Source organism: Mycobacterium sp. RTGN6, from assembly GCF_033804605.1.
Lineage (GTDB): Bacteria > Actinomycetota > Actinomycetes > Mycobacteriales > Mycobacteriaceae > Mycobacterium.
In genome coordinates this window covers 257,466-273,075 of record NZ_JAPZKZ010000010.1, presented here as the reverse complement: position 1 = coordinate 273,075, position 15,610 = coordinate 257,466, and the positions used below count along the sequence as shown (strand labels likewise).

The window sequence follows — 15,610 nt, the reverse complement described above, 5'->3', positions numbered from 1 at the left end:
GTTACCTCGGCTGCGAAAACCCCCAGCGGGCGGTGTCGGTGATCTGCTGCAGCGCGGCCATCTGCTCGCCTCTGGTGGTGATGACGTGTGCGAACGCGGCGTCGACGACGGCGTCGCCGTCACGTGCGGCGCCTCGATAGGTGCCGATGACGACGATGCGGTCGTCGGAGACCGGCAGGAATTCGCTTGGTTCGACGGCCACGTCGTAAACCGCGGCGATGGTGCCCCACACGCCGAGCATGTCCTCGGGTCCGTGGTGAGGGCCGCCGACGCCGTTAGGCATACCGGTGCTGACCAGGCCTTCGAAGTCGTCGGTGAGCAGGTCGAGCAGCGCGGCGGCGTTCGCGCCGGCGAGTGCGTCGTAGAACTGGTGCGCGATGGCGGTGGGCGTCGGCATGTCGTTGAGTCCTTTTTAGAGATCAGTCTCTATTATTACCTCGTGCCACGCCCTGCGCGCTACACCGTCGACGAACTTCTCGATGCCGCGGCGGCACTGCTCGCGGCCGACGGTCCCGCGGCGGTCACCATGAGTGCCGTCGCGCGGCGGGTCGGCGCGCCGAGTGGTTCGGTGTACCACCGGTTTTCGACCCACGCGGCGTTGTGCGGGGGACTCTGGATGCGCACGGAGGAACGGTTCCAACGTGGATTCGTCGACGCGCTCGCCTCGCCAGGTGACCAGCAGGCCCGGTGCGTGGCCGCGGCCCGGTTCACCGTCCAGTGGTGCCGCGACCACCCAGACGAAGCCCAGGTGCTGCTCAGCGGCGCCGAGGCGCTGAGGCGTCCCGAATGGCCTGCGTCCCTGGCCGCCAGGCGCGACGAGCTTCACCGCACGTTGAACGCGGCGCTCGACGGGCTGCGCGGTGACCCCGACCGGCTGCGCGCCGCGCTGATGGACGTGCCGTACGCCGTCGTGCGTCGTCACCTCGTTGCGGGGCAAACGATCCCGGCGTCGGCCGACGGAATCGTCACCGATTGCGCGCTGGCGTTAATTTCAGTGGGTTAACGATTCGGTGTTCGATTGGGCGAGGTTCGCCAAATCGAGGGTAAAACGTGGTCTCGTTGGTACATGCAGACGAACGACGTGCTTGCTGAACGCCGCCGCGCGCCGCTGCGCACAGCGGTTGCGGCACTGATTTTGGGCTGCGCCGGCTTCGCCTTGCTGGCTACGAACGGAGCTTTGCCCCTGGCCAGCGCGAAGCCACCTACCACGCCCACGGACAGCCAGGGCTACGTCAACTCGCCCGCGCGCTGCGACGGACCCCAGACCGCGGTGCTGATCGGACGCACCCCGCTGTCGCTCATTGCGATCTGCACGGACAACCGCGGGCACTACGAGTACCGCGGCATGCGCCTGCGGGATGGGGCGCTGCTGAAGCTGCCCGCGGCGGCCATGGCCAACGGATGCTTCGGGGCGCGCACCGAGCAGGTCGCCTACACGGTGTCCGAGAAGAAGCTGCTCCTGACGGCGGGGCTCCGCGTGATCAGGGACGAGCCGATGCTGGAGTTCAGGGACTTCCGCGCGCCAGTTGCGCCGGTGACTGCGCCAGTGAACAAGGCGTCGGGCAGCACGGGCTAACCCCAATACCGTTCAGTTAAGAGCGGCGGATGCAGATGGTTGGCGGGTGGCGGGGCTGAGGCCAGTTGGCGTGATGTGCTCTCTTCACGTGCCATTTGGGCATTTTGCGTTTGATGACTCGGGGTGCTGAGCGTTGCCGTCGTGCTGGGATGAGGCGGTCGAGGAGACGACGTAGGAACGCCTGCCAGTGCCGATCTGCGGATCGGGAGTGGTTAGGGGGAAAAAGCGCCCTGCTGGGCGACGGACTGGCGCACGATGCGCAGCGCAGCGGTGAAGCTGAGTCGGTCGGGATCGCGCCCAACATGGTCGGCGGCTTGGGTCATGAGGGAGCGAATCGCGTAGTGGCAGCACAGGTATCCCCAGATTTCCTGGAGCACGAGGTCCGGGGATTTGGAGCGCAACACCACTTTCGATCCGCGCTGGTGGGTCTTGAGTTCGTCGAAGACGCTCTCGATTTCCCACCTCTGGGCGTAGGCGGCGGCCAGAGCCAGCGCGGGCGCTTCGACTGGGTCGAGCATCGTGGTCACGAGGCGGTAGACGGTGGGATTCTCGCGGCCGTCGTCGAGGGTGTAGTCGATGATCCGGGCGAGCATCGGCTCATTGTGCCGGTCCCCGTCAGCGCGCAGATGCGCCAGCCAGGAACCGTCGGGCAGGTCTTCGACATGCACCGGGGTCGGTCCGTTCCTGCCGGTGCTCACCCGCCACAATAGATCTGACCCAGTTCCAGAAACCTTACGCCACAACGCATATGAGAAGAATCCTCGATCGGCCAAAACTAGCATGCCCGGAGTCACGGCCGTGAGCAGATTCTCGATCAAGGCGGATTCTGAGTCTCGGTAGGCGCCAATCGTGGCGGCGAAGATCGCATGCGTGCCGCACTCGGCGACCGCCAGCAACCGCGCCTGCGGGAACGCCGACTTCTCACCCTTGTTCACTCCCGGCCGGCCGAAGAACTCCTCGTTGACCGGCGTGTCCGCCACATCCAGACACGTCCCGTCGATCGCGACCAACCGCCGACCCGCCAGCCACACTCCCGGCGTATCCGGCCCACCCACCGGAGCAGCCACCCGCGCGAACAACTGCGCCAACGGCGCAGACCCCAACCGCTCCCGAGCCTGGAAAATCGCCGACTTGCTGGGCAACTGATACTGCTCACGCCACCCCGAAGCCCACGCCAAACCATCAGTCAACTGCGACAACACATCTTCATAAGAACCATCGGAGTACAGACCCATCCCGATCGCGAAATACGCCATCACCCGCGCCGGCAACGCACGATGACGCACCTGAGTCCGACCCGAGGCCGCGATCACCTCATCAACCAACGCCGGCGGGAACACCCGCGTCAACACGCCCACCGACACCAAATCCGACAACCGACGATCCGACTCCGGCTTACGCCAACCCGCACGAGGCATGCCCTACAAACTACACCCTTGTAGTCTTAACTGAACGGTATTGGGGCTAACCCGGCGAGCCGGTCACCACGCAGTGGGTGTGGCTGTAGATCGTGGGCATGCACTTGTTGCAGTGCGTGCACGCCGATAGCACGGTGTGCGCGTCGCCGTCGTCCTTGATGCGATTGATCAGGTCCGGTTCGGCGAGCAGTGCCCGCCCCATGGCGACGAAGTCGAATCCCTCGGCCATCGCCAGGTCCATGGTCTCGCGATTCGTGATGCCGCCCAACAGAATCAGCGGCAATGTGAGCTCGGCGCGGAACTGCTTGGCCTGCTCCAGCAGGAACGCCTCGCGGTAGGGATATTCGCGCAGGAACTTCTTGCCGGTCATGCGGATGCCCCAGCGCAGCGGCGGCTTGAACGCCCCGGCGAACTCCTTGATCGGTGCGTCTCCGCGGAACAGATACATCGGGTTGACCAACGAACTGCCCGCGGTGAGCTCGATGGCGTCGAGCCCGCCGTCCTCCTCGAGCCACTTCGCCGTCTGCAGCGATTCCTCCAGTGAGATGCCGCCGCGCACGCCGTCGGCCATCGTGAGCTTCGCCGTCACGGCGATCTGGTCCTTCACGGCTTCCCGCACGGCCAGCACCGTGCGGCGCGCGACCTTGGCACGATTGGCGAGGGAGCCACCGAACTCGTCGTTGCGGCGATTGATCAGCGGGCTGAGGAAGGCGCTCGCGAGGTAGTTGTGACCGAGGTGGACCTCGACGGCGTCGAACCCCGCCTCGATGGCGAAGCGCGCGGCGTTGGCGTGCGCCGCGACGACGTCGTCGATGTCGTCATGGGTGGCCTTCTTGGCGAACCGCATGCTCAACGGGTTGAAGAACCGCACCGGCGCCAGCGCCTTGGCCTTGTTCGACCGGGCGTTCGCGACGGGGCCGGCGTGGCCGATCTGCGCGCTTATCGCGGCGCCTTCGGCGTGGATCGCGTCGGTCAGCGTGCGCAGTCCGGGGATGGCCTCGGGGCGCCAGTAGATCTGCTTGCCCTCGGTGCGTCCGCCCGGCGAGACCGCGAGGTAGGCGACGGTCGTCATGCCGACGCCGCCCGCGGCGGGCAGCCGGTGATAGGTGATCAGGTCGTCGGTGACCAGCGCGTCCGGGGTGGCGGCCTCGAACGTCGCAGCCTTGATGATTCGGTTGCGCAATGTCACCGGGCCGAGCTTGGCGGCGCCAAACACATCGGTGAACACCTTGGGCTGAGTGTTCATATCAGGGGAGCCTGCCACAATGACTGCCGTGGGAGCGATCACTCTGGACGGCAAGGCCACGCGCGACGAGATCTTCACCGACCTGAGCCAACGGGTCGCGAAGCTGACGGCCGCGGGCCGGACCCCTGGGCTCGGCACGATCCTGGTCGGTGACGACCCCGGTTCGCACGCCTACGTGCGCGGCAAGCACGCGGACTGCGCGAAGGTCGGCATCACGTCAATCCGGCGTGACCTGCCCGCCGACGTCAGCCAGGCCACGCTCGACGCGACCATCGACGAACTCAACGCCAACGCGGAGTGCACGGGGTACATCGTGCAGCTGCCGTTGCCCAAGCACCTCGACGAGAATGCCGCGCTTGAGCGCGTGAACCCCGGCAAGGACGCCGACGGGCTGCACCCCACCAACCTTGGCCGGCTGGTGCTCAACGAGCCCGCGCCGCTGCCGTGCACGCCGCGGGGCATCGTGCACCTGCTGCGGCGGTTCGAGGTCCCGATCGCCGGGGCGCACGTCGTGGTGATCGGGCGCGGCGTGACAGTGGGGCGGCCGATGGGGCTGCTGCTGACCCGGCGGTCGGAGAACGCCACGGTGACGTTGTGCCACACCGGAACTCGCGATCTTCCCGGGCTGCTGCGCCAGGCCGACATCGTGATTGCCGCCGTCGGGGTGCCGCACATGGTGACCGCGGACATGGTGAAGCCGGGCGCGGCGGTGGTCGACGTGGGCGTCAGCCGCGATGACGCGGGCAAGCTCGTCGGTGACGTGGCGCCCGACGTGTGGGACGTCGCGGGCCACGTATCGCCGAATCCGGGCGGTGTCGGCCCCTTGACGCGCGCGTTCCTGCTGACCAACGTCGTCGAACTCGAAGAAGCACTCGTCCGCTCGTGACGCTGAAGGAGTTCGCCCGCAAGGTGTTTCACGGGCAGTGGCCGATCCTGACGGTGGGGTTGGTGTTGCTGGCCGCATTCGCACTCGTCGTCGCAGGATACTGGCGCCGAGGCGCCCTGGTGATGGCCATCGGCGTCGGCATCGCCGCCGTGATGAGGCTGGCGATGAGCGAGGACCGGGCCGGGCTGCTGGTGGTGCGATCCAGGGGCATCGACTGCGCCACCACCGCGTCGGTCAGTGCAGCCATGCTCTACATCGCATGGACCATCGACCCGTTGGGAACCAGCTAGTTCGGCAGTGGCGGCGTGCGCAACATCTCCGCGATGTCGGGGTCGAGTTGTTGAAGCGCGACGATGACCGATATCGGTGAATCACGACGGATCTGGGACCGGACGGTGGTGGTGCGGCCTCGCCTGTCGGGTGGTCTGATTTCGTTGATGCGTGTTTCGAGGGCATCGGCGAGTTCGTCGAATTCCATGATGAGCCCACCGAGGATGAGTAGTTCTGGATCGATCAGCGCCTCGATGAGCATGGCGGTGTGGGACATCCGATCGATGACATCCCGGATGATGTTCTGTGAGTGTGGGTTTTGTCGCGTGTCCTCCGCTACCGCGTCGAGATCGACGTCTTCATACAACATGCCTGCGGTTTGCGGAGCAGCGGCCTGCATGGCGACGAGGGACATGTGTGCATCGACGCAGCCGGTGCGCCCGCACTGGCACGGGGCGTGGCTGCCGAGGACGGGCACGTGCCCGATTGCGCCGGCGATCCCCGTCCCGCCGGTGTACGGTCGTCCGTCGATGATCAGTCCGACGCCGATGCGTCCTCCGTAATCGAGTACCACCGCGGACCGCGCTGATCGGGCTTCACCGGCGATCGCTTCGGCGAGCGTCATGGCCTGAGTGGTGTCCTGTACGGCGGTCGGTATTCCTAGCGCCCGTGAGATCGACCGGCCCAGTTCGACTTTCGCCCAGCCGAGTTCCGGGGACTCGACGACGACCCCGGTAGGGCCGTCGACGAACCCGGGTATGCAGACGCCAGCCGCGGCAACGGGACCGCCGGTCGAGTCGTTCATCAACTGCTTGGCTATGCGGATGATCGAGCGAATGACCGACGCCGGGTTTCTTCCATCGGTGGGCGTCTCGCCCTCGTGGGAGACGGTCCCCGTGGCATCGGCCACGATGACGCGAGCGCGGCGTCCGTCGATCTGGATACCGAGTACTCGTTGCGCCTGAGGGTTGCAGCCGAGCAGGGTGCGCGGGCGGCCACGATAACCCGGACCCTCAACACGGGAATCCAATTCGACGAGTGTTCCCTCATCGAGTAGCTCACCGACGATTGCCGTGATCGACGAGCGAGCCAGGCCGAGCCTGTCGGCCAGGTCAGCCCTCGCCAGCGGACCGGAGGTCCGCAACAGGTGCACCACTCGCTGGCGATGCAGCAGGCGCAGCACCTGTGTTCCCCGCCCCGCCGGCTCTGATCGCTTCAGTAGACCTCCTTGACGCCATCGATCATAAACTGCTATTAAGTTCGTCACATGAATTAAATATGGCAACAGTCCTCAAGGCATCGGAGCCGACCCATGACCGGTACCCATCCACGCGTCAATCCTCTGTTCGCTTCGCCCTCTTCGGCGAGCACCGCGTCATCTCGAAGTGCGGCCCAAAGTGCCTCAAAACTTGGTGGATACGGTGGGATGGCGGTGGCGGCGTGGCTGGTGACCGCGGTGGCGACGGGCTACGGAGTGGCCGGGGCCGACACCACCGGCGCGTCCTCGGATTCGTCGTCGACGAGTTCGGCGTCGAGCAATACGACGTCCAGTGAACCCGCGGGCACGTCGACTGCGGGATCCTCCACCTCGTCCACTTCGACGACGACCGGTAGCGGGACGACGGCGACCGGTGAGACGAAGCCGTCGGGTGCGACGTCGTCGAGTGCCGAGGTAGCGCCCGGTGTGACCGTCAGCAGCAGCGGCGGTGCGCATACCAGCACCACGGAACCGAGTTCGTCGACGAGCACCAGCGGCGTTGAGCCGCCACCTCAGTCGAGCGAACCCACGGTGCCCGTCGGGGTGCCCGAACCCACTGCGTCGAGCACGCCGCCCGCGACATCAGCGCCGGAGCCCGAGCAGCCGACGTCGACTCCGGCCAAGAACGAATCGAATTCGACGCACTCTGCCACGGTCACCGCCGCGACCAACACACTGCCCTCGCCCGGTGTGGTGGCCGCCGCGACCGCCGCGCAACCGTCCGCGAAGGACACCGAGTCGAGTGCGGCGCCGACCGCGCAAGCGTTGAAGGTCAACACCGTAAGCAGTGAAGTGGCGACCCAGACGGTCGCCGAGGCTGCCGCGGCTGTCGCACCAGTCGGCCCGGCCGCTCAAGTCGCCGCGCCCGCTATCGGCGTTGTGGGATTCCTCAACGGCATCGTCACCAACCTGCTCAATCCGTTCCTCGCACCGGCTCCCAACACGCCCGAACCCGTGACGCCCGCGATCTGGGCGGTGCTGGCCTGGGTTCGACGCAACTTCTTCAACCAGGCCCCGACCATCGCGTACAACCCGACCACGACGCTGCAGACCGGGCAGACCGTCACCGGCAACCTCGGTGCCACCGACGCCGAGGGCGATGCCTTGACCTACACGGTCACGCAAGGGCCGCAGCACGGCAGTCTGACGATCGACCAGGCCACCGGCAACTTCACCTACATCCCCGATGACATCAACTACACTGCCGCACAGACGGATTCGTTCACCGTCTCGGCCAGCGACGGTAAGGCCAACCTGCTCAGCCTGTTCGGAATGCCGCACAGTGACCAGGCAAGCATCGGGCTGACCGTGCTCAACCCCACGGCCGAGCGCGTGATCGTGAACCTACCCGCTGGTTTCACCAACGCGGCCATTCCACGTTTCTCCGCCGACGGACAGTCCCTCCTGTTCAGCGCCACCCCGCCGGGCGCGGCGGCCGGCGCTCGCCGGGAGATCTATCACGTCAATGTCGACGGCACCGGCCTGACGTGCGTGACCTGCGGCGTTGTCGACCCCACCCCTCTTCGCGCGGGCACCACCGCACCTAGAAACCTGTTCAAGCCGGTTCCCTTCGAGGACGGCTCCGGGCGGATTCTGTTCCAGTCCGTAGACCCAGGAAACGGGGCGTACACCCACGTCGTCTACGAAAGCGATGCCAACGGGACACGACTCGTCCGCGTGCTCACGCCGCCAGGAAAGCCGGGGGTCATTGCCACCGACGTTCAACGGGAAATGAGGATCTCCCCGGACGGGACGCACGTGCTGTTCAGCCAAATTCAACTGGTTCCGAATCCCTCGGACCCACCCGGCTTCATCACGGCCGTCCCGATCGTGGGCACGTTGACCGCCGGCGTCGACGGGAGCGGCAACAAGGTCTACAACATCACGGATGCGCGGGTGGTCTTCCCGGTCGGTGAGGACAAGCAATGGACACACGACGGCAAGGGCGTGATCATCCTCGGTGGGCTCTATGAGTCGGGCAACGTCGACGACGTCGTCGTCGACATCGCTACCGGACAGGTGACCCGCCTGACCGGCAACCTCGACTACGACGAAGACGTCGACCTGTCGCCCAACAATCAGTGGCTCGCGATCGATAGCACGCGCGGCTTGGACGCGCTTACGCCGGTGACGAGGATCGTAAGGCCGGCGTTCCTTCCGCTGTTGATCCAAGGGTCGGTATACACGGTCTATGCCGGTTCGTCGAATGCCACTAATGTCTCGAATCAACCGTGGCTGGTCGCCGTCGACGATGACCTCAACGGCGAGAACGGAATTCCACTTTTCGTCAGCGACGACCCCAATACCCCCGCGGACGAGGGCGACAACTGGACCGCCCGAAGCATGCCCAGCTGGAATGCCGACGGCACCGCGGTCGCGTTCTGGGAGGCCGACAGTACCGACCCGACAGGTCAGCGGTCACGGCTGGTCGTCGCCAAGCTGAAGTACACCACCAGCGTTGGGGCCGCAGCGGACAAGTCGACTCCGGCCCTGTCGTCAAGCTTCCCGACGCTGGCCACCAACACACCCAAGCAGGTGCAATTGCTTCCAACTGGAACGTATACCGGCGCCGGAGGCGGCACCGCGTTGGTCGCCGAGACGACCAACGTGACTACGGGTCACGTCATTCGCACCGTCCAGTACACCGACTACGTCAACGGCGAAGGCATGATTCTCAATGGCACCGAATCCACCGACCAAAGCGCTGCCCAGAACACCATCCACTACGTCGCCGACATCACTGTCACGGGAACCCACACCGGTTCCCTGACCGGGGATGCCACCATCAACAAGTTGACGCGAACGATAACCCCGACAACCGCCGGCTCCCAGATCCAATCCACCCTCGATGGCGACACGCTGGTCCTGCTGGACCCTGCCCGCGTAGCCGCCGATCTGGCGGATGTGTAGTCGACGGTAGGGCAAGTTGTTGCAGTGTCGGCGTCACATGCGCAGGGTGTAAACCCATCGGTATCCTTGACCCATGACCACCCAGCGTGAGGCACGGGCCACGAAGGGACGCGGCGGCCGCGGCGCACGGCAGCGCATCCTCGACACGGCCACTGACCTGTTCTACCGCGAGGGCATCAACGCCACAGGTGTCGAGCGGCTCGCTAGCGAAGCGTCGGTGTCCAAACGGACTCTTTACCAGCACTTCCCTAGCAAGACGGCCGTCGTCGAGCAGTATCTTCGTTGTATCCAGCAGGGCGTTGGCGATCCGATCCGGCCCGGTGCTGACGTCGCGAACCGCACGCCCCGCGAGCGCATATTGGCCCTGTTCGAAACCCCGTCGCCGGGCGGGCCGATGCGCGGCTGTCCCTTTCACAACGCCGCCGTCGAGGCAGCCGAGGCCATGCCCGAAATTCAAGACATCGTCCATGAACACAAGCGCGGCTACATCAAGGGCCTGATCAAACTAGCCAGGCAGGCCGGTGCCAACAACCCCACACTGCTGGGCAACCAGCTGGCGCTTCTCTACGAAGGTGCGGCCGCGCTGTCGACCTCCCTCGACGACCCCGCTTGTTGGACCCACGCGCGGAAGGCGGCCACGACGCTCATCGACCAAGCGGTGAGCGAATGATGGTGGCAACGGGTCCGCGTAACGGTTCACGTCCTCGCACGAGCGGTAAGTGCCTCGCCCACAACGGGAATGAACTGCTGGCGTACTGACCGAAGATGTCGCGTTCGAGGATCGGGGCGGCTGGTGCGTGTCAGCCACGCGGCGTGCCATCGACGTGCATGTGGCCTCCTGTTGATTCCGCTTCGGAGTATCCACGTGTGGCACCGGCTTGGCGATGACGGACGGTGATCGCTCGCCGACACCGGTGCATCGTGACGCTCGCTAGCGCGGCTGAAGAACGATCACTGGGATTTCGCGGTCGGTCCAGGTTTGGTAGGAGTCGAAGTCGGCGTAGGCGTTGACCAGTAGGGGCCAGAGGCGCGCCCTTTCGTCGGGGTCGGCCTGGGCCGCGGTGACGGCGCGGCGATCGGCTCCGATCTCGACGTGGGTGTCGGGGTGGGCCAGCAGGTTGCGGTACCACTGGGGGTGTTCGTCGCGTCCGGCGGCGGAGGCGACGATGATGACATTGGGGCCGTCGGTGATGTACAGCAGTGGTGTGGTGAATTGCTTGCCGGATTTGCGGCCTCGGTGTTCGAGTAGCAGGGTGGGGGCCGGCTTACGGAAGCCGGCGCCGACGCGCAGATTCCCGCCGAGTCGTCCTCGGGTGATGCGATAGACGAAGGTATGTGCCCTGCTCAGATGGCGGGTGATCACCAATGTCGACCGAGAGTTCAACTGCTTGGGGGGTTTTGGTGTCGTCATGTTTCGGAGTTCCTCCTGGAGGGGGTGGGCTGCATCGAATGAATCGCGGGCCCAGCCGTCAGAAGTCGGCCCGCGACATACCGCCGGTACGCGCATGAATCGGCTTGCCCAGCTCGGCGCGTACGCCGCGGGTCATGTTGTCGGCCAGCACTTCGTCGGCACCGGACTCGATGCCGTCGAGGACCTGGCGGACGATATCGGCGGGATCGGACTTGGGGTAGTCGGTGAACTTCGCCATGTCGGTGTCGACCAAACCAAAGTAGACGCCCACGACCTGCACGCCGCGAGGCCCGAGTTCGGTACGCATCGAATCGGTGGCGTTCCACATCGCCGCCTTCGACACGCCGTAGCTGGCCCCGACGGGCATCCACGCGAGGATGGACGCGACGTTGACGATGGCACCGGACCTTTCGGCGATCCGACCGGCGAATGTGGATGCCATTGCGAGTGGACCGAACAGGTTCGTCTCCAGCTCCGCGCGCAGGTTGGAGGTGTCGGGGTCGAGGACCGAGGTCGCGCGAGAGATGCCGGCGTTGTTGATCAGCACGCTGACGTCGGAGGCAACCTCGGCTGCCTTCGCGACGGATGCTGTGTCGGTGACGTCGAGCTGCAGCGGGATCACCCGCGGGTCCGTGGTGTCGATGGTCCCTGAGTCGCGGGTGGCGGCATAGACTTTCGCCACTCCCCGGTCGAGCAGCTGGCCGATGTATTCGTGGCCCATCCCACGGTTGGCTCCAGTGACGAGCACGGTCTGGCCGGCAAGCGAAGTCATTGCATCCTCCTCAGTGATATATACCGATCGGTTTACTTCCGAATAAGGTACACCGATCGGTTGGCTTCTACAACCGGCCGTCATGACTGGGCGAGGAACTCGCGCAACGCGGCGACCGTCTGCTCAGGTGCTTCCTCCGGGACGAAATGCCCGCAGTCCAAACCTCGCCCGCCAACGTCGTCGGCGTAGTGGCGCCATACCCTGAGCACGTCATAGTTGGCTCCGACGAACCCCCGTTCGCCCCAGAGGACGAGGAGCGGGCAAGTGACGCGCCGGCCTGCCGTGGCGTCCGCGTCGTCGTGCTCGAGATCAATGGACGCGGCGGCGCGATAGTCCTCACAACTCGCTCGGATCGTCTCGGGATCGCTGAAGCAGCGCACGTACTCCGACACCGCTTCCACGTCGAACATCGCATGCGGGCCGGACCATTGGTCGAGCTTTCGCCGCAGGAAATACTCCGGCGCGCCGCCGATGAGCACCTCCGGCATGTCCGGTTGCTCCGCGAGGAAGAACCAGTGGTCGTAGAAGGTGGCGAGGGCGCGATCCACGTTCGCGAACACGTGTCGGGTCGGAACGATGTCGAGGACTGCAGCGCGTTCGACCCGTTCGGCGTGGTCGAGGCAGAGTCGGTGTGCGACGCGGGCGCCGCGGTCGTGGCCGACGATCGCGAAGCGCTCGTGCCCCAAGGCTGTCATCAGCCCGACCTGGTCGGCGGCCATTGCGCGCTTGCTGTACGACGAATGGTCGGCTTCCGAGGCTGGCTTGCCCGAGTCGCCGTAACCTCTCAGATCCGAGGCGACGACGGTGTGCGCCTGGGCCAATGCCTGTGCCACATGGCACCAGATCACATGCGTCTGTGGATAGCCATGCAGCAGGAGCACTGGTGGGCCCTCGCCGCCGACGCGTGCGTGGATGCGCACGCCGCCGACGTCGACATCCTGGACCGTGAATCCGCGAAACATACTCGTCGCTGCTGAGTTCACGATCCCAGGAACTCGAGCGCCTCGGGAACGAACCGCTGGTGGAATTGGAAGATGCCGCCGTGTCCAGCGTCCGGGTAGATCCGGAGCGTCGCGTTCGGAAGGCGCCGAGCCAGGTCGTAGGTGTTGCTCGTCGGCACCATGCGATCGTCATCGCCGTTGGCCACCAGGACGTGATGTTGGATGCGTGACAAGTCGGCTGGTCGCTCGAGACCCCACGTGTGGATCGCCTTGAGTTGGGTCTGGAAGGCGCGCGCGGTGACGGCCTTGTCCCGATCGACGGTGCGCTCCTTCAAGCGCTTGATGAACGCCATGGCCTCGGACTTGCCCTTGGCCGTTCTGGTGAAGAACAGAAGCTCCTTGGGATCCTTGAAGGTGGCGTAGGCGTGGAATGTGTCGAGGTAGCTCAGTTTCGTCACGTTGACGATGCCTTCGCCTCCGGCCGGCCCAGTCCCGGCGAGGATGATCTTCCGTACCAGTGCCGGTTCCTGTTGGGCGATCACCTGCGAGACGAAGCCGCCTAGTGAAAATCCGAGGAGGTCGACCTGGCTGAAGCCCAGTGCGCGGATGAACGCCACGGCGTCCTTTGCCATCGCCTCGACCGTGTCGGGGGTCTTGCCCTCGGTTGCGCCGATCCCGCGATTGTCGAAGGTGATCACGCGGTGGTGCGCGGCGATGCCGTCGACGACCCTGGGGTCCCAGTTGTCCAGGTTGCCGTACAGGTGATTGACGAAGATCACCGGTACGCCGGCACCCAGCCCTAGCTCCCGGTAGGCGAATCGAGTGCCGCCGACGGACACCGACTTGGTCGGCGCCTTCTGATACGAGGTGCCATCCCAGCGAGCGCTGGCCGGGTGCTGATGGACGTGGCGGGCTGGTCGCTTGGATGCCATGACTTCTCCTTTGTAAACCGATTGGTGTACTTCTACGCGACTGAATGTAGCACGCGGCTCACAGGCCTGTAAACCGATCGGTATACTATCGATATGACATCGCTCACCGAAACGAAGGAGCCGACCCGACGCCGAGGCCGCGGCGCGCGTCAGCGCATCTTGAACGCAGCTGCTGAGCTGTTCTACAGCGAGGGCATCAATGCCACCGGTGTCGGACGGATCGCGAGCACGGCGTTAGTATCCAAACGGACCCTTTACCAGCATTTTCCGAGCAAGACCGCCTTGGTGGAAGAGTATCTGTGCCAGCTGCGGCGAGCGGCCGGCGAGGCTGAGGGCACCTCGTCGGGAGCCTCGGATTCGACACCACGGGCGCGGCTGCTTGCCTTGTTCGAACTCTCCGATGCCGGCGACGGCCGGATGCGGGGATGTCCCTTTCACAACGCGGCCGTGGAGGCGGCGGGGTCCATGCCCGGAGTCGAGCACATCGTGCACCTGCACAAGCGCGACTACGTCGAGGGCCTCACCCTGTTGGCCCGAGAGGCTGGCGCAGTAGACCCCGACATGCTGGGCAACCAGATCGCGCTGCTCTACGAGGGCGCATCCGCACTGTCCACCTCGCTCAACGACCCCGCGCCATGGACGCGTGCCCGAGCAGCGGCCGACGCTCTGATCGGCCGGGCGCTAAAGGGCCCGGCATGACATGGCGGGCACCCAACACATCCTTACTTCGACGTGGTGGCCGCTGCGAGGACTGCGTCGTTGATCGCGGTGGGTGTGACGGCAACGACGGCCTTCTGCGCGCGACTGGCGATGTCCAACAGGTAGCGACGCTTGGGACGTCGCGCAGTCAGTGCGTGATCAACCGCCTTGGTGACCCGCTTGGGATCGCCGGCAAGTTTTTGCATACGTCCCAACAACTTCCGACTCCCCGCGAGGTGTGACGCGTAAAGCCGTCGGTGCTCCTCACTGAGTTGTTTGGTCATCCGGTCGTAGTCGTCGAGCACGTCACCCCACATATCGGTACGGATCGGCCCGGGCTCGATGAGCGAGACGGGAATCCGCCACGGGCGCAGCTCCATCCGGAGTGCATCGCCCAATGATTCGATCGCGTACTTCGATGCGTTGTAGGCACCGGTGCCCGGGGTGGTGATGAATCCGCTGACCGAGGAGATGAACACCACTCGCCCTCGGGCTTCGCGGATTTTGGGCAGCACCGCTTGCGTCACCGCGATCTGGGCAACGACGTTGACGTTGAGTTGCGTTCCCAGGTCGTCGATGGACAATGCCTCGACTGGTCCGTTCACGATGATGCCGGCGTTGTTGACCACGCCGTCGAGCGCGGTAGGGAGGTACTCGGGAAGCGTGGCGATGGCCGAGCGATCGGTGACATCGAGTGCGATCGGGTGCACGTTGGGCAACTTGTCCAGGCGGTGCAGGGCAGATTCAGACCGGGCCGTGGCATAGACGTCCCAGCCGCGCTCGCTCATGTGCTCGGTGATCGCCAGGCCGATGCCTCGGCCGGCGCCGGTAACCAATACAGAAGGCATGTGCTCACTCTTCTCGCTTGCAGGCCGCACCCCTTCAGGGCAGCAGATTCGTAAGTTCACGAAAGTATACCGATCAGTGTACTCTGTCAATACTGGCGGTTACGGCAATCCATCAAGATCGGCGCCCGAGCGCCGATGCGCCGCTGAATGACTTGCAGCACAACGTGAGTCCGACTCCAACTCTGGCGCGCAGTTCGGCGTCGCACGCGTTCGCGGCGTAGGCGCACGCCAGCGTCGGTGACGCCCTCGCGATTGCCGGTCGCGCATCGTGTTGCGGGCGGGCGCGTGTTCAAAAAGCATACCGATTGGTTTACAGAGGACGCACGAAGGTGTAGCTTCGCATGGAGAAGTACACCAATCGGTCTACATGGAGTACCGCGCAAACCGTGCAACCGTCACCAGCGGCCGACTCGACATGATGGCCTTCTGCAGCTTTGTGTTTG

The 15,610-nt window shown here is 65.3% G+C and carries 18 protein-coding genes; 7 read left to right on the top strand and 11 right to left on the bottom strand.

What is annotated here, in order from left to right; genetic code table 11:
- Position 1: 1 nt before the first annotated feature.
- Entirely contained in the window at positions 2-397 is a 396-nt protein-coding gene (locus SLQ33_RS24595; RefSeq protein WP_319456497.1) for a nuclear transport factor 2 family protein, read from the bottom strand.
- A gap of 42 nt (positions 398-439) precedes the next feature.
- On the opposite strand from SLQ33_RS24595, the gene SLQ33_RS24590 reads away from it, so the two are divergent.
- Both SLQ33_RS24590 and SLQ33_RS24585 read left to right on the top strand, forming a co-directional pair.
- Entirely contained in the window at positions 440-1,003 is a 564-nt protein-coding gene (locus tag SLQ33_RS24590; RefSeq protein ID WP_319456496.1) for a TetR/AcrR family transcriptional regulator, read from the top strand.
- A gap of 63 nt (positions 1,004-1,066) precedes the next feature.
- Positions 1,067-1,576: a hypothetical protein gene (locus tag SLQ33_RS24585; RefSeq protein WP_319456495.1), complete on the top strand. Its 510-nt coding sequence runs from the start codon at positions 1,067-1,069 to the stop codon at positions 1,574-1,576.
- 212 nt (positions 1,577-1,788) lie between these two features.
- On the opposite strand, the gene SLQ33_RS24580 is transcribed toward SLQ33_RS24585, so the two are convergent.
- Both SLQ33_RS24580 and SLQ33_RS24575 read right to left on the bottom strand, forming a co-directional pair.
- The gene (locus tag SLQ33_RS24580; protein WP_319456494.1) at positions 1,789-2,994 is read right to left on the bottom strand and encodes an IS4 family transposase; all 1,206 of its coding nucleotides are present in this window, start codon (positions 2,992-2,994) and stop codon (positions 1,789-1,791) included.
- 46 nt (positions 2,995-3,040) lie between these two features.
- The gene (locus SLQ33_RS24575; RefSeq protein WP_319456493.1) at positions 3,041-4,240 is read right to left on the bottom strand and encodes an NADH:flavin oxidoreductase; all 1,200 of its coding nucleotides are present in this window, start codon (positions 4,238-4,240) and stop codon (positions 3,041-3,043) included.
- Positions 4,241-4,268: 28 nt separating this feature from the next.
- Between SLQ33_RS24575 and SLQ33_RS24570 the strand changes: the two genes are divergently transcribed.
- Together SLQ33_RS24570 and SLQ33_RS24565 are read left to right on the top strand one after the other, a co-directional pair.
- Positions 4,269-5,126 (top strand): bifunctional methylenetetrahydrofolate dehydrogenase/methenyltetrahydrofolate cyclohydrolase, encoded by an 858-nt coding sequence (locus SLQ33_RS24570; RefSeq protein WP_319456581.1) that lies wholly within the window; start codon positions 4,269-4,271, stop codon positions 5,124-5,126.
- Positions 5,123-5,416 carry a DUF3017 domain-containing protein gene (locus tag SLQ33_RS24565; protein WP_319456492.1) on the top strand — a complete coding sequence of 98 codons (294 nt, stop codon included), beginning with the start codon at positions 5,123-5,125 and terminating at the stop codon, positions 5,414-5,416. The genes SLQ33_RS24570 and SLQ33_RS24565 overlap by 4 nt, the downstream gene beginning before the upstream one ends.
- On the opposite strand, the gene SLQ33_RS24560 is transcribed toward SLQ33_RS24565, so the two are convergent.
- The 3 genes from SLQ33_RS24560 to SLQ33_RS24550 all read right to left on the bottom strand — a co-directional run bounded on the left by SLQ33_RS24560 (position 5,413) and on the right by SLQ33_RS24550 (position 7,433).
- Positions 5,413-6,579 (bottom strand): ROK family transcriptional regulator, encoded by a 1,167-nt coding sequence (locus tag SLQ33_RS24560; RefSeq protein ID WP_319456491.1) that lies wholly within the window; start codon positions 6,577-6,579, stop codon positions 5,413-5,415. The two genes, SLQ33_RS24565 and SLQ33_RS24560, sit on opposite strands and share 4 nt — an antisense overlap.
- A 284-nt stretch (positions 6,580-6,863) precedes the next feature.
- A complete protein-coding gene (locus SLQ33_RS24555; RefSeq protein ID WP_319456490.1) occupies positions 6,864-7,145 on the bottom strand; it encodes a hypothetical protein in 282 nt (93 codons plus the stop codon).
- Between the two features lie 21 nt (positions 7,146-7,166).
- Positions 7,167-7,433 (bottom strand): hypothetical protein, encoded by a 267-nt coding sequence (locus tag SLQ33_RS24550; protein WP_319456489.1) that lies wholly within the window; start codon positions 7,431-7,433, stop codon positions 7,167-7,169.
- Between the two features lie 13 nt (positions 7,434-7,446).
- Here SLQ33_RS24550 and SLQ33_RS24545 point away from each other — a divergent pair, with 13 nt between their 5' ends.
- Together SLQ33_RS24545 and SLQ33_RS24540 are read left to right on the top strand one after the other, a co-directional pair.
- On the top strand, positions 7,447-9,564 hold the full coding sequence (locus SLQ33_RS24545; RefSeq protein ID WP_319456488.1) for an Ig-like domain-containing protein: 2,118 nt from the start codon (positions 7,447-7,449) through the stop codon (positions 9,562-9,564).
- 73 nt (positions 9,565-9,637) lie between these two features.
- Positions 9,638-10,234 (top strand): TetR/AcrR family transcriptional regulator, encoded by a 597-nt coding sequence (locus SLQ33_RS24540; protein WP_319456487.1) that lies wholly within the window; start codon positions 9,638-9,640, stop codon positions 10,232-10,234.
- A 261-nt stretch (positions 10,235-10,495) separates the two neighbouring features.
- Here the strand turns inward: SLQ33_RS24540 and SLQ33_RS24535 are convergent, their stop codons facing one another.
- From SLQ33_RS24535 to SLQ33_RS24520, 4 genes are all read right to left on the bottom strand, one after another.
- Positions 10,496-10,975, bottom strand: coding sequence for a nitroreductase family deazaflavin-dependent oxidoreductase (locus SLQ33_RS24535; RefSeq protein WP_319456486.1), 480 nt, complete (start codon positions 10,973-10,975; stop codon positions 10,496-10,498).
- A gap of 58 nt (positions 10,976-11,033) precedes the next feature.
- The gene (locus tag SLQ33_RS24530; RefSeq protein ID WP_319456485.1) at positions 11,034-11,747 is read right to left on the bottom strand and encodes an SDR family oxidoreductase; all 714 of its coding nucleotides are present in this window, start codon (positions 11,745-11,747) and stop codon (positions 11,034-11,036) included.
- Between the two features lie 80 nt (positions 11,748-11,827).
- Positions 11,828-12,709 carry an alpha/beta hydrolase gene (locus SLQ33_RS24525; RefSeq protein ID WP_319456484.1) on the bottom strand — a complete coding sequence of 294 codons (882 nt, stop codon included), beginning with the start codon at positions 12,707-12,709 and terminating at the stop codon, positions 11,828-11,830.
- A 17-nt stretch (positions 12,710-12,726) separates the two neighbouring features.
- Positions 12,727-13,620, bottom strand: a complete 894-nt coding sequence (locus SLQ33_RS24520) for an alpha/beta hydrolase (RefSeq protein WP_319456483.1) — start codon at positions 13,618-13,620, stop codon at positions 12,727-12,729.
- 93 nt (positions 13,621-13,713) lie between these two features.
- Here SLQ33_RS24520 and SLQ33_RS24515 point away from each other — a divergent pair, with 93 nt between their 5' ends.
- A complete protein-coding gene (locus tag SLQ33_RS24515) occupies positions 13,714-14,319 on the top strand; it encodes a helix-turn-helix domain-containing protein (protein WP_319456482.1) in 606 nt (201 codons plus the stop codon).
- Between the two features lie 23 nt (positions 14,320-14,342).
- On the opposite strand, the gene SLQ33_RS24510 is transcribed toward SLQ33_RS24515, so the two are convergent.
- Positions 14,343-15,167: an SDR family oxidoreductase gene (locus SLQ33_RS24510; protein WP_319456481.1), complete on the bottom strand. Its 825-nt coding sequence runs from the start codon at positions 15,165-15,167 to the stop codon at positions 14,343-14,345.
- Positions 15,168-15,610: the final 443 nt, after the last annotated feature.